This is a genomic window from Serratia sp. 2880STDY5682894 (genome assembly GCF_001537385.1).
GTDB classification, from domain to species: Bacteria; Pseudomonadota; Gammaproteobacteria; order Enterobacterales; family Enterobacteriaceae; genus Serratia; species Serratia nevei.
On sequence record NZ_FCJA01000013.1, the window covers coordinates 1 to 17,559 of the forward strand.

The 17,559-nt window shown below is 63.0% G+C and carries 14 protein-coding genes; 2 read left to right on the forward strand and 12 right to left on the reverse strand.

All coding sequences use genetic code 11. The annotated features are described in order from the left end of the window. Positions 1-106: 106 nt before the first annotated feature. Together AWX27_RS22055 and AWX27_RS22060 are read right to left on the reverse strand one after the other, a co-directional pair. Positions 107-1,129: a nickel/cobalt transporter gene (locus AWX27_RS22055; protein ID WP_060425023.1), complete on the reverse strand. Its 1,023-nt coding sequence runs from the start codon at positions 1,127-1,129 to the stop codon at positions 107-109. Further along, positions 1,120-1,755 (reverse strand): DUF1007 family protein, encoded by a 636-nt coding sequence (locus tag AWX27_RS22060; protein ID WP_033651572.1) that lies wholly within the window; start codon positions 1,753-1,755, stop codon positions 1,120-1,122. The genes AWX27_RS22055 and AWX27_RS22060 overlap by 10 nt, the downstream gene beginning before the upstream one ends. Before the next feature lie 182 nt (positions 1,756-1,937). Between AWX27_RS22060 and csiE the strand changes: the two genes are divergently transcribed. Then, a complete protein-coding gene (gene csiE / locus AWX27_RS22065; protein ID WP_060425026.1) occupies positions 1,938-3,203 on the forward strand; it encodes a stationary phase inducible protein CsiE in 1,266 nt (421 codons plus the stop codon). Here csiE and AWX27_RS22070 read toward each other — a convergent pair whose 3' ends face one another. Both AWX27_RS22070 and glyA read right to left on the reverse strand, forming a co-directional pair. Beyond that, entirely contained in the window at positions 3,204-4,349 is a 1,146-nt protein-coding gene (locus AWX27_RS22070; protein ID WP_038874523.1) for a 3-phenylpropionate MFS transporter, read from the reverse strand. 157 nt (positions 4,350-4,506) lie between these two features. Then, positions 4,507-5,760: a serine hydroxymethyltransferase gene (glyA, locus tag AWX27_RS22075; RefSeq protein WP_025303922.1), complete on the reverse strand. Its 1,254-nt coding sequence runs from the start codon at positions 5,758-5,760 to the stop codon at positions 4,507-4,509. Positions 5,761-6,117: 357 nt separating this feature from the next. Here glyA and hmpA point away from each other — a divergent pair, with 357 nt between their 5' ends. Further along, complete coding sequence (gene hmpA / locus AWX27_RS22080; protein WP_060425028.1) at positions 6,118-7,308, forward strand: NO-inducible flavohemoprotein; 1,191 nt, start codon at positions 6,118-6,120, stop codon at positions 7,306-7,308. Positions 7,309-7,345: 37 nt separating this feature from the next. Here the strand turns inward: hmpA and AWX27_RS22085 are convergent, their stop codons facing one another. From AWX27_RS22085 to AWX27_RS22120, 8 genes are all read right to left on the reverse strand, one after another. Continuing rightward, on the reverse strand, positions 7,346-8,530 hold the full coding sequence (locus tag AWX27_RS22085) for a c-type cytochrome (RefSeq protein ID WP_060425030.1): 1,185 nt from the start codon (positions 8,528-8,530) through the stop codon (positions 7,346-7,348). Beyond that, a complete protein-coding gene (locus AWX27_RS22090; RefSeq protein ID WP_060425032.1) occupies positions 8,527-10,437 on the reverse strand; it encodes an NAD(P)/FAD-dependent oxidoreductase in 1,911 nt (636 codons plus the stop codon). Before AWX27_RS22090 ends, AWX27_RS22085 begins: the two co-directional genes overlap by 4 nt. Before the next feature lie 85 nt (positions 10,438-10,522). Further along, positions 10,523-11,947 carry an aminobutyraldehyde dehydrogenase gene (gene patD, locus AWX27_RS22095; protein ID WP_060425034.1) on the reverse strand — a complete coding sequence of 475 codons (1,425 nt, stop codon included), beginning with the start codon at positions 11,945-11,947 and terminating at the stop codon, positions 10,523-10,525. A gap of 35 nt (positions 11,948-11,982) precedes the next feature. Continuing rightward, positions 11,983-12,789 (reverse strand): ABC transporter permease, encoded by an 807-nt coding sequence (locus tag AWX27_RS22100; protein ID WP_038874514.1) that lies wholly within the window; start codon positions 12,787-12,789, stop codon positions 11,983-11,985. Further along, positions 12,779-13,723: an ABC transporter permease gene (locus AWX27_RS22105; protein WP_033644105.1), complete on the reverse strand. Its 945-nt coding sequence runs from the start codon at positions 13,721-13,723 to the stop codon at positions 12,779-12,781. Before AWX27_RS22105 ends, AWX27_RS22100 begins: the two co-directional genes overlap by 11 nt. Position 13,724: 1 nt before the next feature. Beyond that, positions 13,725-14,753 (reverse strand): ABC transporter ATP-binding protein, encoded by a 1,029-nt coding sequence (locus AWX27_RS22110; RefSeq protein ID WP_033651579.1) that lies wholly within the window; start codon positions 14,751-14,753, stop codon positions 13,725-13,727. Positions 14,754-14,806: 53 nt separating this feature from the next. After that, on the reverse strand, positions 14,807-15,961 hold the full coding sequence (gene ydcS / locus AWX27_RS22115; RefSeq protein WP_033635611.1) for a putative ABC transporter substrate-binding protein YdcS: 1,155 nt from the start codon (positions 15,959-15,961) through the stop codon (positions 14,807-14,809). A 73-nt stretch (positions 15,962-16,034) separates the two neighbouring features. Next, the gene (locus tag AWX27_RS22120) at positions 16,035-17,498 is read right to left on the reverse strand and encodes a gamma-aminobutyraldehyde dehydrogenase (protein ID WP_047730064.1); all 1,464 of its coding nucleotides are present in this window, start codon (positions 17,496-17,498) and stop codon (positions 16,035-16,037) included. Positions 17,499-17,559: the final 61 nt, after the last annotated feature.

The following is a 17,559-nucleotide window of genomic DNA, read 5'->3' on the forward strand; positions in this document are numbered from 1 at the left end:
ATCCGTAATCTCAGAGAGATTACGGATTCTTACACAGCGACAGGATCGTTCAAGTGATCCTTAACTGATCGGCATTACTGCCGATGCAGCGCTTTTTTTATGTCCGTTAGCGGGAGAAGGGCCGGATGCCGCCGCCGAATTCCGGCTGCGCGCTGACGTACAGCAACAGCCCCGCAGCCAACAGGATCAGGCCGCCGGCCAGCGCCAGCGCCCCCCAGGCCACCGCGCTCCAGGCGGCGGGGGCACGCGAACGGCTGAGGCGCACCGCCAGCCGGCGACTGTAATGCACCAGCAGCGCCAGCATCGAGATGGTCAACGAGGTGCCGAACGCCATCGCCAGCGCGGAGATCACTCCCCAGCCGAACACGCCGATCACCTTGGAGAACAGCAGCACCAAAATCGCCCCCGAACAGGGGCGCATGCCCATCGCCAGTACGATGGCGGCCTGAGTGCGCCAGTCGCTTCCCGCCTGCAGCTCGCTGTCGCTCGGCAGATGCCGGTGGCCGCAGCCGCAGTGGGCGCTGTGCACATGATCCGCCGCCAGCGGCGCCAGGCTGTTGATGCGCAGCGCCGGCGCCGGGCGCATCGCCTTGATCGCCGCAAACAGGCGTTTCAGCGCGCGCCAACTCAGCAGCACGCCAAGCAGCATCACCAGAATAAAACTGCCCTTCTCCAGCCAGAAGCTGCTTTGGTGCAGCTGGCGCGAAGAGAGCTGCAATACCACCAGCATCAGCGTGACCAGTGCGATCGCTACCCCACCCTGCACCAGCGAGGCGGCGAAGGTCAGCTTCAGACTGCTTTTCAGCCGCGCCGGATGGGTAGCCAGGTAGGTGGCGATCACCACTTTGCCGTGGCCGGGGCCGAGCGCATGCAAGACGCCATAGCCGAGGCTGAACAGCATCAGTGCCAGCCCGGCCTGCTGCGGCGCAGCCTTCACCTGCTGCAACAGCCCCGCCATCTGCTGGTGCAGCGCTTTTTGCCATACCACGCTCTGCATCAGCAGCTGCGGCCAATAGTGCCACGCCAGCAGCGCGGCGGCCGCCAACGCCAGCGTGAACGGCAGCAGCGGCCACAGACCGAAGGCCCAGTGGCGTCGGCTCGTCGTCGGTGGTGAGAAATTTAACGACATTGCAGCGTCACCCGTTGGGCGAACTGCTGCCCCAGCGCCAGGTCTTCACCGGGCGAGTCGTTCTTGTCGAGCGACAGCGCATAGGCCTGCAGCGACGCATTCGGCTTCGGCGTCATCAGCTTATAGCTACACAGCTGCGCCATCTCCGGCGGCAGATGCAGCGCATTTTGGTCTTTATAGGTCATATCCACGAAATAAGTCGGATCGTAAGTAGAAAGTTCGAACGGCTTGCCCGCCAGCGGCTGTGGCTCGGCCAACGGCAGCACGAACTCCAGCACCGCCTGATTGCCCTGGCGCGACAGGTGATATTCGCTGGGCAAGTTCAGGTATTTCACCGGCTTGCCGTCGCGGTAAAGATCGGTGAAATAGTGCTGCCCCAGCACGTTGGCCATCACTTCCGCCGCCAGCTTTTTCCACACTTCCGAATCGCTCTTGGCGTTTTTCGCATCGTAGAGCAGATCCGCCGAGGTGATTTCATCCATCACCCACACCATTTTCAGGCCGACCAGCCGCTGGTCTTTGGCGACGAAGGTGGTATTCATGTCGATAAAGCTGTGCGGATGCGCGATCGCACCGGCGCTGAACACGGCGCCGAAGGCAGCCAAAAGACGACGTAACTTCATCATTATCCTGTCTTACCTGCATTTGTTATAACGTAACACAAATAAATACCGAACGGCCCGCCTCTCCCGGCGATATTTGTGACGAAAGTTGTAAGCCGAAGTAAAAGCCGCGCGGTAACCCTGCCATTACAAAGCCTTTTGCTATGCTTAGGCATAATCGCAACCTTTTATGCCGGAAGGTGATAATGAGCCTGGACACCTCTCCCGTGCCCGAGCTCTCCGGACAACAACGGCGCTGCCATCTGCTGCTGATGCTGTACACGCCGGAGCCCGAGTTACAGCTGGAGACCCTGAGCCGAATCAACGGCGTTGCCCCCCCGATAACCCGGCAAGATATAGCCGAGGTGGCCAGTGAAATCCAGCGTTTCCACCACCTGGAGATCGCCGTCGATCACGATCGCGGTTACCTGCTGCGGGGCAGCGCGCTCGACCAGCGCCTGTGCCTGATTCATTGGCTGCGGCGGGCCCTGCGCTGCAGCCCGCAATTCGTTGAAGGCGATTTCGCCCCGCGCCTGCGGCACGCGCTGGCGGCCGATGCCGCCCCGGCGTCTGCGCTGGCAGAGGCGATCGATGCCTGCGAGCCGCTGCTCAACCGCCGCTTCGATGCACGCGACCGCCAATTCCTGCAGCATTATCTGCTCTACTGCGCCTGGCAAAATCGCCTGCGGCAGCATCCGCGTTTCGACGCCGTTCAGCGTGACTGGCTGCGGCAAAAACCGGAGCAGCAGGCCGCCGCCTGGCTGCATCAGGCCTGCAACCGGCTGTTTAATCAGCCGCCGCAGGCAGACGAGCGCGATTTTTTGGCGCTGACGTTTACCATGTTGAAAAATCACAGCTACCACAGCAACGACTCCGCGCAGGAACAGCGGCTGATGGCGGCCATCGACAGCATGGTCGAGCGCTTCCAGCAACTTTCCGGCATGGCCTTCAGCAGCAAGGCGGAGTTGGTTAGCCAGCTGTTCGCCCACCTGGCGCCGGCGCTGGAGCGCTGCCGTTTCGCCATCGGCATCGACAATATGCTGCTGGAAGAAGTGGTGCGCAAATACCCGCGGCTGATGCGCACCACGCAGGAAGCGCTGAAACCGCTGGAGCAGGAATACGGCGTGCATTTTTCCAACGAGGAGGCGGGCCTGGTGGCCATCAGCTTCGGCGCCTGGCTGATGCAGGACAACGCGCTGCAGGAAAAACAGGTGCTGCTGCTGACGCTGGACAACCCGCAGTTGGAAGAAGAAGTGGAATACCAGATCCGCGAGCTCACGCTGCTGCCGCTGAACATCAAGTATCTGCCGCTGAGCGACTATCTGCGCGGCGGCGCGCCACAGGGCGTCATGCTGGTGATCACCCCTTATGCGGCGGTGCACAGCGATCCGCACCCGCCGCTGATCTATACCGAACTGCCGCTGGAAACCCGGCAGCGCCAGGCGATCCGCGCGCTGCTGGAAGCCCCTTAATCAGCGGCTGACGCTGACCGCCGGCGGCCGGATGAACAAGGCCGGCACCGCGACCGCCGCCATCACCCAGAATACCCCACCCTGCCAATGTTCGAACAGGAACCCGGCAATGACCGTCATGACGGCGATGCCACCGCCCATCGCCAGCGCCGAATACACCGCCTGCAGCCGGATCACCTCTTGTCCCTGGCGCGCAGCGATAAAGCGCATCGCCGCCAGATGGCAGACGGTGAAGGTGCCGCAGTGCAGGATCTGGATCAGCAGCAGCCAGCCCAGCTCGGTGCTGTAGGCCATCAGGCTCCAGCGCAGCACGCCACAGCAGGCGGAGAGCAACAGCAGGTTGCGCGCATTCCAGCGGCGGAACAGCACGTTGCTGCTGGCGAAGATAATAACTTCCGCCACCACGCCGAGCGACCACAGATAACCGATGGTCGAGGCCGAATAGCCGGCTTCCTGCCAGTAAATGGAACCGAAGCTGTAGTAGCCGGCATGCGCCCCCTGCAGCAGCGTGACGCACAGCAGGAAGCGCCAGACCGGCCCTTCTTTCAGCAGTGCCCACAGCGAGCGCTCAGCTCCGCTGTGCGTGCGCGCTTCGCCCTGCGGCATGACGCTCGGCTTCAGCAACATGCCCAGCAGCATCGCCAACACGCTGAAGATCAGGCTGTAGAGAATCGCGTTATGGCCCCACACCGCCACCAGCTGCCCGGTCAGCGCCGAGCCGATGACGAACGCCAGCGAGCCCCACAACCTTACCCGGCCGTAGTCCATGCGGATCTGCTTTTGCCAGGTGCCGGCCAGCGCGTCGGTCAGCGGCACCAGCGGCGAGAAGAACAGGTTGAACCCCGCTATCACCAGCATCAGCCAGCCCCAGCCGTTGCCAAAGCAAAAGCCGACCGCGAAGGCCAAGGTCAGCAGCGCCAGCAGGCGCAGGGCGGAGACTAAATGAGAGGGATCTTTAACGCGGGGTGCAATCAGTAAACTGCCGAGGAAGCGGGCCACCAAGCCGGCACCGAGCAACATGCCGATGGTTTCCGGCGCGATGCCCTCGCCTTTCAGCCACACGCCCCAGAACGGTAAGAAGATGCCATAGGAAAAGAAGTAGGTGAAATAACTGAGAGCGAGCCAACGCGTTGATTGCAGAACCATGATCCCTCCGGAGTGAGGGCAATACTTTGACAGAGCTCACACTGCCCCGCAATCGTCATTCCACTTCAATGCGTTAGAGTGCCAGACAGTTCACAGTTTGCTGCTGGCGGGCATAAAAAAAACCCGCCGCAGCGGGTTTTTTTGGGCGAAAGCGGGATTATGCGTAAACCGGCAGGCGGGCGCAGATATCCAGCACTTTCTTCTTGGTGCGTTCGATGGTGGCTTCATCGTTGATGTTGTCCAGCACATCGCAGATCCAACCGGCCAGTTCGCGCACGTCGGCCTCTTTGAAGCCGCGACGGGTCACGGCCGGGGTGCCGATACGCACGCCGGAGGTAACGAACGGGCTCTTCGGATCGTTCGGCACGCTGTTTTTGTTGACGGTGATGTTGGCGCGGCCCAGGGCAGCGTCCGCTTCTTTACCGGTCAGGTTTTTGTCGACCAGATCCAGCAGGAACAGGTGGTTATGGGTGCCGCCGGAGACCACTTTGTAGCCGCGCTGCAGGAACACGTCCACCATCGCCTTGGCGTTGACCGCCACTTGCTGCTGGTAAACCTTGAACTCAGGCTCCATCGCTTCTTTCAGCGCCACCGCCTTGCCGGCGATCACGTGCATCAGCGGGCCGCCCTGGCCGCCAGGGAACACGGCGGAGTTCAGCTTCTTGTACAGCTCTTCGTCGCCGCCCTTCGCCAGGATCAGGCCGCCGCGCGGGCCCGCCAGGGTTTTGTGGGTGGTGGTGGTGACGATGTGCGCGTGCGGTACCGGGTTCGGGTACACGCCGGCGGCGATCAGGCCCGCTACGTGCGCCATGTCGACGAACAGGTAAGCGCCGATGCTGTCGGCGATTTCGCGCATTTTGGCCCAGTCAACCACGCCGGAGTAAGCGGAGAAGCCGCCGATGATCATTTTCGGCTTGTGGGTTTGCGCCTGCTTGGCCAGATCGTCATAGTCGATTTGGCCTTTGTCGTCGATGCCGTAAGGCACCACGTTATACAGTTTGCCGGACAGGTTGACCGGGGAACCGTGGGTCAGGTGGCCGCCGTGCGCCAGGTTCATGCCCAGAATGGTGTCGCCCGGCTGCAGCAGCGCGGTGTACACGGCGAAGTTAGCCTGGGAGCCGGAGTGCGGCTGCACGTTGGCGTAATCGGCGCCGAACAATTCTTTGGCGCGATCGATAGCCAGCTGCTCAACGATATCCACGTATTCGCAGCCGCCGTAGTAACGCTTGCCCGGATAGCCTTCAGCGTATTTGTTGGTCAGCTGGGAACCCTGAGCCTGCATCACGCGCGGGCTGGTGTAGTTCTCAGACGCGATCAGCTCGATGTGCTCTTCCTGACGCACCACTTCCTGCTCCATGGCACGCCACAGTTCCGCATCGTAATCGGCAATGTTCATTTCACGCTTTAACATCCGGCATCTCCTGACTTAAATCAGCTAACTAAAAAATCACCAAATAACTACCCGTTTGGGTTCTGGGCCACAGTGTAAACCGTTTCACCCCACCGAAGATAGGTCTTGACAGAGGTTTTTACGCAAACGATTGGCATAAGGTGGCGCAAGGCTTTGATCCGCGAAACGCCGCCGTTTATCAACGGACATTTCCTCATGCGAACAATGCGCTTTTTTCATGTTCTGTGAGCGCGATCGACGCCCGAAGAACACCGCAACGAAAACAAGGGTATTTACAAGCGACGCGGAACCCAATAAGATGCATTTAAAATACATCATTAGAATTCTCGTCAAGATCCCAACCCAAGGAGCGCTTCCATGCTGGATAGCCAAACCATCGCCACCGTGAAATCTACCCTTCCCCTGCTGGCTGCGACCGGGCCGAAGCTGACCGCCCACTTTTACGATCGCATGTTCGCGCACAACCCGGAATTGAAAGACATTTTCAACATGAGCAACCAGCGCAACGGCGATCAGCGTCAGGCGCTGTTCGACGCCATCTGCGCCTATGCCGCCAACATCGAGAACCTGGCGGCGCTGCTGCCGGCGGTGGAGCGCATTGCGCAGAAGCACACCAGCTTCAATATCCAGCCGGAGCAGTACAACATCGTCGGCGGTCACCTGCTGGCGACGCTGGACGAAATGTTCAGCCCGGGTCAGGAAGTCCTGGACGCCTGGGGCAAAGCCTACGGCGTGCTGGCCAACGTATTTATCCAGCGTGAAGAGCAGATTTATCAGCAGAGCGAAACCGACAACGGCGGCTGGCGCGATCTGCGCGCGTTCCGCATCCTGAAGAAACAGCCGCAGAGCGACGTGATCTGCAGCTTCGTGCTGGCGCCGGTGGACGGCGGCCGGGTGGCGGACTTCAAACCGGGGCAATACCTGGCGGTCTACATCAAGCACGACAGCCTGGAGCATCAGGAAATTCGCCAGTACTCGCTGACCACCTCGCCGAACGGCGAGTTCTACCGCATCGCGGTGAAGCGCGAAGATCAGGGGAAAGTGTCCAACTACCTGCACCAGCAGGCGCAGGAAGGCGACGTGATCTACATCGCCCCGCCGCACGGCGACTTCTTCCTCGACGTGGCGCCGACCACGCCGGTGGCGCTGATCTCCGCCGGCGTCGGCCAAACCCCGATGCTCGGCATGCTCAACACCCTGCACGACAACCAGCATCAGGCGCAGGTCCACTGGCTGCACGCGGCGGAAAACGGCAGCGTGCACGCCTTTGCCGATGAGGTAGCGGATATTGCCGGGCGTATGCCGAATCTGAGCCGCCATGTGTGGTACCGCGAGCCGGCTGCCGATGACGTGGAAGGCCGCGACTACCACAGCCGCGGATTGATGGATTTGAGCGCGCTGCAAGGCAGCCTGGCCGATCCGCAGATGCACTATTACTTCTGCGGCCCGGTGGCCTTCATGCAGTTCGTGGGCAAACAACTGCTGGAGATGGGCGTAGAGGCCGAACGCATCCACTACGAATGTTTCGGCCCGCATAAGGTGCTGTAATGCTTGCGGAGCGCGGCCGTCAGACCGCGCTCCCCCCTCATTTCGCCTGCAGCTGGCGCGCGTCCTGCACCTGCTGCACCGTCACCGGCGCCGCCTGGTTGCCCCAGCTTCCCCGCAGATAGCTCATCAGATCCGCCGCCTGCCGATCGTTCAACGCCCAGCCGTAAGCCGGCATATCGAACGCCATCGCCTGCTGCGTGGCCGGGGTATGCGCCCCTTCCAGCACTACCCGCAGCGCGGTCAGCGGATTGTCCGCCGTTACCGTGGCATTGCCCGCCAGCGCCGGAATGACAAAATCGGTGCCCTCGCCCTTGTTGCCGTGGCAGGTCGAGCAGTACATCGCGTAGGTCGCCTTGCCGCCCGGATTATTCGCCTGCACGGCAGGCGCAGCGGCTTTGGCGGCGGTTTCCGGCGCCAGGCTGCGCAGGTACACCGCGATGGCGTTCAGATCGCCGTCGCTGAGATACTGCGTGCTGTGGGTCACCACCTCGCTCATCGGCCCGGCGACCGCCGCATGGCGGCTGCGGCCGGTTTTCAGCAGCGCCGTCACCTCTTCCGGCGGCAGACCGCGCAGATTGGAGGCGTACCAGCCGTCCAGCTCGGCGCCGCTCAGGAACACCGGTTCCTTACCGTCCAGCCCCTTCTCTTGCATCGCCCAGCCGCGCGGCGTGTGGCAGCTGCCGCAATGGCCCGCGCCCTGTACCAGGTAGGCGCCGCGGTTCCACTCGGCGCTTTGCTGCGGATCTGCCTGATACGGCTGGTCGTCGTGGAACAACTGGTTCCACACCGCCAGCGGCCAACGCATCGACAGCGGCCAGCTGATGCCGCTGTCCCGGTTGGCGACGTTCTGCGCCGGCACCTCATTCATCAGGTAGTCATACAGGGCGCGCATGTCTTCCGCGCTCATTTTAGCGTACGAGGTATACGGCATCGCCGGGTAAAGCCGGTGACCGTCTTTGGCCACCCCCTGGCGCATGGCGCGATCGAACTCTTCGAACGAATAGGCACCGATGCCGTGCAGCTTGTCCGGCGTGATGTTGGTGGCGTAGATAGCCCCGAGCGGCGTCGGGAACTTCATGCCTCCCGCCAGTTCAGCGCCGCCCGGCGCGGTGTGGCAGGCGGTGCAGTCGCCGGCCTTGGCGACATATTCCCCGGCCGACATCGCCTGGGCCGAGCCGCCGGCCGCCAGCAGGCTCAACAGGTACAGCGAACGCAGACTCATGCTCCCTCCTTGGCGGCAACCTTGCCGTAGGCCAGTTCGTTCACCGCGCGCCACGCCTGATCGATCGCCGAGTTGGCGTACGGGCTCCAGTCAGAATCGGAGTTGGCGATAACGATCTTGCCGATCGGCTGCCGCGCCGTTTCGATGATTTTCTTGGCTTCTTCTTCATCGTCAAACAGCCCGTTGAGGAAGTAGGAATAACCGTGCGACCAGCGGTTGACGGTGATCGCCTGAATATCGCGCTGATGGTCGAAACCGGCCTCGCCCAGCATGCCCTGCAGCTGTTCGCGGATCATCTGCTCATGCACCTCGAACGGCGTGCCCAGCAGCAGCGCGCGCCCTTTGCGCGACTGCTCGCGCGGGCTGAGGCCGCTGCCCGGCAGCGTCGGCACGTAGACCATATGCAGGCCGATTGGCCGATCCGGATCGCGCGGGTGCTGATACCCGCCCATGCTCACCGGGTAGTCCAGCTTCACGCGGCTGTACGGCGCGGCCGGCGAATAAATTTCGTGCACGCCCAGCTTGATGAACGGTTGCCAGTTGCGGATCACCACTTTGCTGTACACCAACGGCGCCTTGACGTTCTGCTTGAGCGCCTCCTGCTGCTCGTGTGACATCTCCGGCACCAGGTACGGGATCATCATGTTATAGCCGGCCATCACCACCTGCCCGGCGCGCACCTTGGTCATCTTCTCGCCGGTCATGTAGGTGACTTCCACCTTGTCGCCGACGTTGGCCGCGTGCAGCCCGGTGCTGTTCAAACGCAGCTTCACCGGCGACTCCGGCCGATCGAGCTGGCTGTAGTCAAATTTGGCCAGCACCACGTCGTTCATGTCTTTGCCGGCCGGCGCCACCGCCGGGATCAGCTTGCGCACCATCAGGCGCGTCAGCGTGGCGTTGCCGTCCGGGAAGTGGAACACGTAAGGATCGTCGAGATCCGCCTGCGACTCTTCGTCCAGCGGCGGCAAATTCATGCCGCCGAGGCCCGGCAGATCGCAGATGCGCGCATCGCTGCACGACGTGCCGTCGATGCCCACCGCCTGGAAGTCGTTGGTGGTCTGCTGGAAATAACGGATCGCCAGCTCGCTCAGGCCCACTTTTTCACGCAGGAACTGGGTGTAGCTGTGGGTATCGAGCCACTCGACCTTCTGCTCCAGCGTCATCTCCGGCAGATAATCTTTCTCCACCGTATGCAGTGCGATCAGCGCCTGGCGATCGCTTTCCGGCAGCGGGAAATCACCGATGAACGCTTCATAAGAGCGGCCGTTGAGGCGATCGCGCGGAATGTCGTCCGCCACCGTGCGGCCCGGATCGCCGCTCACCACCTTGTCGACGCCGAAGTTCTTGCGATCGAAGTAAACCCCGCGGCTCAGGTTCAGATCCGGGTAGAAAGTGGTGTCAAACGCCTGCTCCAGTTGGTCGATATCGACGCCGAGCTTGCGCAGCAGCCCCATCGCCACCGGGCTGAAGTTGGAGCGCGGCGACTGCAGCGATTCGCTGCCGCCGTAGCCGAGCAGCATGCCGTCGTCGGTGTTGAATTCGTTGCGCTTGGCGTGGCCGCCGAAGTCGTCATGGTTGTCGATCAGCAAAATGCGCTGCTGCTCGCCTTTCAACTGCTGCCAGAAGCAGGCGGCCGCCAGCCCGCTGATGCCGGCGCCCACCACCACCAGATCGAACTCTTCAACGGCGGGTACGCTGCCGAAATCAAAGGTTTTACCGTCGCGCCCCAGCTGGTGCGCATGCTCGAACGAGCCCGGATGGTTACCCCGCAGCCCGGTCAGCGCCGGCGGGTAGTACAGGGTTTGATTGGCGGTTTGCGGCGACGCGCGCAAGATTTGCAGCGGCGTCAACCCGGCGGCGATGGTGATCGCCACCCCGTTGAGAAAATCGCGTCTGGTGATACCCATATAGGCTTCCTTTCAATTTTTATTATCATCGGCCGGCCGGGGCCGGCCCGAAGGCCGCGCTATTGTGCGGATAATTATTGTAAAATCAATGTTTGAACATCACATGACGAATGGCGGTGTAATCCTCCAACCCGTACATCGACATGTCCTTGCCGTAGCCGGACAGTTTCTGGCCACCGTGCGGCATTTCACTCACCAACATGAAGTGGGTGTTCACCCAGGTGCAGCCGTATTGCAGGCGGGCGCTTAAGCGATGCGCGCGGCCCACGTCGCGGGTCCACACGGACGACGCCAGCCCGTAGTTGGATTCGTTCGCCCAGGCCAGCACCTGCTCTTCGTCGTCGAACGGCGTCACCGTCACCACCGGGCCGAACACCTCGCGCTGCACGATCTCATCCTCCTGGCGCGCGCCGGCCAGCAGCGTCGGCTGGAAGTAGTAACCCGGTCCTTTCACCTTCTCGCCGCCGGTCACCACCTGCACGTGCGGCAACGCTTTGGCGCGCTCGACAAAACCGGCGACCCGCTCCAGATGCTGGGCGGTAATCAATGGCCCCAGCTCGGTGCTCTCGTCGTCCGGCGCACCGATCTTCAGGCTGGCCACCGCCTCGCCCAGCCGCTTCACCAGCTCGGGATAAATGCTTTTCTGCGCGTAGATGCGGCAAGCGGCGGTGCAATCCTGCCCGGCGTTGTAGAAACCGAAGCCGCGAATGCCGTCCACCACCTGCTGCAGATCGGCGTCGTCAAACACCAGCACCGGCGCCTTACCGCCCAGCTCCATATGGGTGCGCTTAATGCCGGCGGCGGTGTGGGCGATGATGTGCTCGCCGGTGGCGATCGAGCCGGTCAGCGACACCATGCGCACCTTGTCATGCCCGGTTAGCCGATCGCCGACGCTTGCGCCGCGGCCGAACAGCACGTTGAGCACGCCCGGCGGGAACAGCCCGGCGGCCAGTTCGGCCAGTTTGAAAGTGGTCAGCGGCGTCTGCTCCGACGGCTTGATCACCACGCAGTTGCCCGCCGCCAACGCCGGCGCCAGTTTCCAGGCCGCCATCATCAGCGGGTAGTTCCACGGCGCGATCGAGGCCACCACGCCGAGCGGATCGCGGCGGATCATCGAGGTATGCCCGGCCAGATACTCGCCGGCCGCCATGCCGGTCAGGCAGCGGCTGGCCCCGGCGAAGAAGCGAAACACGTCGGCCACCGCCGGCAGCTCGTCGTTCAACACGCAGTGATAAGGTTTGCCACAGTTGAGCGACTCCAGCCTGGCGAAAGTCTCGGCATGCTCGTCGATCAGATCCGCCAGCTTGAGCAGATGCTCGGCGCGCGCCTTCGGCGTGGTTTGCCCCCAGGCGGCGAACGCGGCGTCCGCCGCCAGCACCGCGCGATCGACCTGCTCCGGGCTGGCCTCCGCCACCTGCGCAATCACTTCGCCGGTCGCCGGGTTATACACCGGCTGGGTCGCGCCCTGGCCATTCACCAGGTGGCCGTCAATCAACAGTTGGCTTTGCATAGGGTTATCCTTTTATCAGAGGTCGGGTAAGGAAATTATTTGCCGCTGCCGGCGACGCTTTCCCCACCTTTGGTCAGGTAGTAAGCGCCGAGGATCGGCAGCATGGTCAACAGCATTACCGACAGCGCCACCACGTTGGTGATCGGCACGTCGCGCGGGCGACCGAGCTGGTTCAGCAGCCACAGCGGCAGCGTGCGCTCGTGGCCGGCGGTAAAGGTGGTCACGATGATTTCATCGAACGACAGCGCGAACGCCAGCATGCCCCCGGCCAGCAGCGCCGAGCCGAGGTTTGGCAAGATCACGTAACGGAAGGTTTGCCAGCCGTCGGCGCCGAGATCCATCGACGCTTCGATCAGGCTGTACGAGGTGCGGCGGAACCGGGCGATGACGTTGTTGAACACGATCACCACGCAAAACGTCGCATGGCCGACGACGATAGTCAGGATACCCGGCTCGATGTTCAGCGCCTTGAACGCCGCCAGCAGCGCCAGACCGGTGACGATCCCCGGCAGCGCGATCGGCAGCAGCAACAGCAGCGAAATGCTGTCCTTGCCGAAGAAATCGCGCCGATACAGCGCCGCCGCCGCCAGCGTACCGAGCACCAGCGCGATGGCGGTCGCCAGGCAGGCGATCTGCGCCGACAGCAGCACCGCATCGATGATGTCCTGCCGCCCGGCGGCAACGTTGAACCAGTGCAGCGTGAAGCCCTTCGGCGGGAAGCTGAAAGCGGCATCCTCGGTGTTGAAGGCGTAGATGGCGATGATCGCCAACGGGAAATGCAGGAAGATCAGTCCGCCCCAGGCGGCCAGCTTCAGCCCTAAGGGCGCGCGTTCAGAGTGCATCGAAAGCCCCCAGACGTTTGACGATGGAAAGGTAAATGGCGATCAGGACGATCGGCACCAGCGTAAAGGCCGCGGCCATCGGCATATTGCCGATCGCACCCTGCTGGGCGTACACCATGCTGCCGATGAAATAGCCCGGCGGCCCCACCAGCTGCGGCACAATAAAGTCGCCCAGCGTCAGCGAGAAGGTGAAGATCGATCCGGCGGCGATGCCCGGTACCGCCAGCGGCAAAATGACGTGGCGGAAGGTCTGCGCCGGCCGCGCGCCCAGATCCGCCGAGGCGTGCAGCAGCGAGGGCGGCAGGCGCTCCAGCGCTGCCTGGATCGGCAGGATCATGAACGGCAGCCAGATATAGACGAACACCAGAAAACGCCCCAGCCCCGAGGTCGACAGCGTGTTGCCGCCGACGCCGGGCACCGTCAGCAGCGAAGCCAACAGCGGCTCCAGCCCCAGGTGCTGCAGGAACCACTGCGCCACGCCGTCTTTCGCCAGCAGCAGGGTCCAGGCATAGGCTTTAACGATATAGCTGGCCCACATCGGCATCATCACCGCGATGTAAAAGAACGCCTTGACGCGGCCGCTGGTGTAACGCGCCATGTAATAGGCGATTGGGAACGCCAGCGCCGCGCTGGCCAGCGACACCAGCACCGCCATGGTCAGCGTGCGCAGGATGATGTCGTAGTTGGCCGGGTTGAACAGCGCCGCCAGGTTGGCGAAGGTCAGATCCGGCGTCACCGCCATGGTGAAATCGTCGAAGGTGTAAAACCCTTGCCACAGCAGCGTCAGCAGTGAACCGAGGTACACCGCGCCGAACCACAGCAGCGGCGGCACCAGCAGCAAAAGCAGATACAGCGTCGGCCGGCGATAAAGCCAGGTCGACAGCGCGCGCACGGTACCGCCGCGCGCCGAGGGGGAATCGATGCTCATGTCCATCTCACCTCTCCTCCAGCAGCGGTACCATCGCCGCGCGCGGCCAGCAGGCGACGATCGGCTGGCCGATCTGCCGCTGTTGCCCTTCGGCGATCCACTGCGGATTGGCCTGGCTGACCAGCAGCTTTTCGCCGCCGTTCAGCGCGATTTCATACCGCGTGGCCGCACCCTGGTAATGGATTTCCTGCAGCGTGCCCTGCACTTGGATCTCGTCCTGCGCCGCGCCGCCGTGCTCCAGCAGGCGGATATGTTCCGGCCGGATCGAGAAGGTCCGGCTTTCGCCGAGCAGGCGCTGCGCCAGCTCGCTGCGCACCACATTGGAGGTGCCGACGAACTCTGCGACGAACGGCGTCTTCGGCCGCATGTAAAGCTCGCGCGGCGTATCCACCTGTTCGATGCGGCCGTTATTGAACACCGCCACCCGATCGGACATCGACAGCGCTTCGCTTTGATCGTGGGTGACGAAGATAAAGGTGATGCCCAGCTGGCGCTGCAGCTTCTTCAGCTCGCCCTGCATCTGCTCGCGCAGCTTGAGATCCAGCGCGCCGAGCGGTTCGTCCAGCAGCAGCACCCGCGGCCGATTGACCAGCGCGCGCGCCAACGCCACGCGCTGCCGCTGGCCGCCCGACAGGTGCGCAGGCTTGCGTTCGGCAACGAAACCGAGCGCCACGCTCTCCAGCGCCTCTTGCGCCCGCGCCAGCCGCTCGCGTTTGGCGACGCCCTTCACCATCAGGCCGTAGGCGACATTTTCCAGCACCGACATATGCGGGAACAGCGCGTAATCCTGAAACACGGTGTTCACGTCGCGCTGATACGGCGGCAGGTTGGCGGCTTCCTGGCCGTGAATGCGAATCGAGCCGGAAGTGAGCTGTTCAAAGCCGGCGATCAGGCGCAGGCAGGTGGTTTTGCCCGAGCCGGACGGCCCGAGCATGGAGAAGAATTCCCCGTCCTGAATGTCGATGGATACCCGATCCACGGCGCGAACATCGCCGAAAGTCCGCGAAACATCGATGAATTGCACGGCAATGGTCATTTTCTGTGCTCCATACTGATGTAATTCGGGCGCAGCGGGCTGCGCCCCGCGGCTTAGCGGCCGCCCATGATGGCGATGTAATCCTGGGTCCAGCGGCTGTACGGCACGAACTTGCCGCCCTGCGCCTGCGGCGTTTTCCAGAAGGCGATTTTGTCGAACTGGTTGAATCCGTTGGTTTCGCAGCCCTTCTCACCCAGCAGCGCGCTGGCCTTGCAGCCCGCCGGTGAAGCCGGCACCGATCCGAACCAGGCCGCCACGTCGCCCTGCACCTTCGGCTCCAGCGACCAGTTCATCCACTGGTAGGCGCAGCTCGGGTGCTTGGCGTCGGCATGCAGCATGGTGGTGTCCGCCCAGCCGGTCACGCCCTCTTTCGGGAACACGGTGGCGATCGGCTGCCCCTCGCCCTTCAGGGCGTTGGCCTGATACGGCCAGGCGCTGGAGGCCACCACGCCTTCGTTTTTAAAGTCGCTCATCTGCACCGAGGTGTCGTGCCAGTAGCGGTGGATCAGCGCGTGCTGGCTGCGCAGCAGCTTCAGCGCCGCCTGATACTGCTCTTCGTTGAGCTGATAAGGATCGCTGATGCCGAGCTGCGGCTGGGTGGCCTTCAGGAACAGCGCCGCGTCGGCGATGTAGATCGGGCCGTCGTAAGCCTGCACCCGGCCCTGGTTGCTTTTGCCGTCCGGCAGGTTCTGCTGCTGGAAGATCACCGCCCAGCTGTCCGGCGGCGTCGGGAAGGTTTTGGTGTTGTACATCAGCAGGTTCGGCCCCCACTGGTACGGCGTGCCGTAGGTTTTGCCGTCCACGGTGTACCAGGCGCCGTTCAGCAGGCGCGGATCGATGTTCTTCCAGTTCGGGATCAGCGCGGTGTTGATCGGCTGCACCCGCTTGCCGAAGATCAGGCGCAGCGAGGCGTCGCCGGAGGCGGTCACCAGATCGTAGCCGCCCTTGGCCATCAGGCTGACCATTTCATCGGAGGTGGCGGCGGTCTTCACGTTCACCGCGCAGCCGGTTTGCTTTTCAAACTGGGTGACCCAGTCGTAGTTTTTGTCGGACTGGCCGCGTTCGATGTAGCCGGGCCAGGCGATGATATCCAGCCGGCCTTCGCCTTTGCCCAGCGACTGCGGCAGATCGGCCGCCTGAGCCAGGCCGCACAGCACGGTGAGACAGAGCGCGGAGACGGTGGTGGTGACTGCGGTAGTTTTTCTCATCGTAATTACCCCTGTGTTGCGTATCTGTGTGCGGCAGGGAACGGCTGCCGCCTGATTTTGCTTTATAGAACCGCTAGAAGCTGGCTTTGAACTTCGCCATTACGTGCCTGACAACGCTGTAATCCTGCAGTGAATCGCTGGACAGATCCTTGCCGTACCCGGAGCGTTTCAGGCCGCCGTGCGGCATCTCGCTCGCCAAGGTGAAATGGGTGTTGATCCAGGTGCTGCCGTACTGCAGATGGGCGGCGATGTGCAGCGCCCGATCGATATTTTGCGTCCACACCGACGAAGCCAGCCCGTATTCCGAGTCGTTGGCCCACTCGACCGCCTGCTCCAGGTGTTCGAAGCGCGTGATGCTGACCACCGGGCCAAATACCTCGCGCTGCACGATTTCGTCGCTTTGCAGGCAGCCCGCCAGCAGGGTCGGCTGGTAGTAGAACCCCGGCCCGGAGTGGGCCGCGGCGCCGGTGATCAATTCGATATGCGGTTGGCTGAGCGCTCGCTCGACGAAGCTGGCGACGCGATCGCGCTGGCGGCTACTTATCAACGGGCCGATCTCGTTGTCCTGATCGCGCTTGCGGGCAAAGCGCAGGCTGGCAACCGCCTCGCCCAGCGCGTCCACCAGCTTGGGATAGATGCCCGCCTGCGCGTAGATGCGGCAGGCGGCGGTGCAGTCCTGGCCGGCGTTGTAATAGCCGTAGGTGCGGATGCCGTTGACCACCTCGTCGAGATCGGCGTCGTCGCAGACGATCACCGGTGCCTTGCCCCCCAGTTCCAGGTGGGTACGCTTGACGCTTTTGGCTGCCGCCTGAAGAATTTTTTGCCCGGTGACGATATCGCCGGTGACCGACACCAGCCGCACCTGCGGGTGCCCCACCAGCTGGCTGCCGACCCCTTCCCCGCCGCCGTAGACGATATTCAGCACGCCCGGCGGCAGGATCTCCTGCAGCGCCGGCACCAGCGCCAGAATGGTCAGCGGCGTATGCTCGGAGGGTTTAAACACCACGGTATTGCCCGCCGCCAACGCCGGCGCAATCTTCCACGCCGCCATCATCAGCGGATAGTTCCAGGGGGCGATCGAGGCCACCACGCCGATCGGATCGCGGCGGATCATCGAGGTGTGGCCCGGCACATACTCGCCGGCCAGCTGCCCTTGCTGCGTGCGCACCGCGCCGGCGAAAAAGCGGAACACGTCGACCGCCGCCGGCAGATCGTCATTGAGCGCCTGATGCAACGGTTTACCGCAGTTGAGGGCTTCCAGCTGCGCCAGCTGCGGCGCCTGCCGCTCGATGGCGTCGGCGATGCGCAGCAACAGAGCGGCGCGCTGGGCCGGCGTGGTGCGCGACCAGTGGCCGAACGCCTGCTGCGCGGCTTTCACCGCGCCGCCGACCTGCGCCGAAGAGGCTTCGGTCAGGGCGATCAGCGTCTCGCCGTTGGCCGGATTGACGATGCACTCCTGCTGGCCTTCGCCGTCGACCAACTGACCGTTAATGAACTGCTGACAGGACAAACCTGAGAGAACCTGCACATCTGCCATCGCCTGACGCCCCTAAGTGACAAAAACGTTAACCAAATGTGAATAAGTTAGTTTTAATCAG

Excerpts from the sequence above, each read along its gene's own strand:
- AWX27_RS22100 (WP_038874514.1), bottom strand. The coding sequence starts at position 12,789 with ATGCACTCTGAACGCGCGCCCTTAGGGCTGAAGCTGGCCGCCTGGGGC.
- patD (WP_060425034.1), bottom strand. The coding sequence starts at position 11,947 with ATGCAAAGCCAACTGTTGATTGACGGCCACCTGGTGAATGGCCAGGGC.
- AWX27_RS22105 (WP_033644105.1), bottom strand. The coding sequence starts at position 13,723 with ATGGACATGAGCATCGATTCCCCCTCGGCGCGCGGCGGTACCGTGCGC.
- hmpA (WP_060425028.1), top strand. The coding sequence starts at position 6,118 with ATGCTGGATAGCCAAACCATCGCCACCGTGAAATCTACCCTTCCCCTG.
- AWX27_RS22120 (WP_047730064.1), bottom strand. The coding sequence starts at position 17,498 with ATGGCAGATGTGCAGGTTCTCTCAGGTTTGTCCTGTCAGCAGTTCATT.
- csiE (WP_060425026.1), top strand. The coding sequence starts at position 1,938 with ATGAGCCTGGACACCTCTCCCGTGCCCGAGCTCTCCGGACAACAACGG.
- AWX27_RS22055 (WP_060425023.1), bottom strand. The coding sequence starts at position 1,129 with ATGTCGTTAAATTTCTCACCACCGACGACGAGCCGACGCCACTGGGCC.
- AWX27_RS22090 (WP_060425032.1), bottom strand. The coding sequence starts at position 10,437 with ATGGGTATCACCAGACGCGATTTTCTCAACGGGGTGGCGATCACCATC.
- AWX27_RS22085 (WP_060425030.1), bottom strand. The coding sequence starts at position 8,530 with ATGAGTCTGCGTTCGCTGTACCTGTTGAGCCTGCTGGCGGCCGGCGGC.
- ydcS (WP_033635611.1), bottom strand. The coding sequence starts at position 15,961 with ATGAGAAAAACTACCGCAGTCACCACCACCGTCTCCGCGCTCTGTCTC.
- AWX27_RS22070 (WP_038874523.1), bottom strand. The coding sequence starts at position 4,349 with ATGGTTCTGCAATCAACGCGTTGGCTCGCTCTCAGTTATTTCACCTAC.
- glyA (WP_025303922.1), bottom strand. The coding sequence starts at position 5,760 with ATGTTAAAGCGTGAAATGAACATTGCCGATTACGATGCGGAACTGTGG.
- AWX27_RS22110 (WP_033651579.1), bottom strand. The coding sequence starts at position 14,753 with ATGACCATTGCCGTGCAATTCATCGATGTTTCGCGGACTTTCGGCGAT.
- AWX27_RS22060 (WP_033651572.1), bottom strand. The coding sequence starts at position 1,755 with ATGATGAAGTTACGTCGTCTTTTGGCTGCCTTCGGCGCCGTGTTCAGC.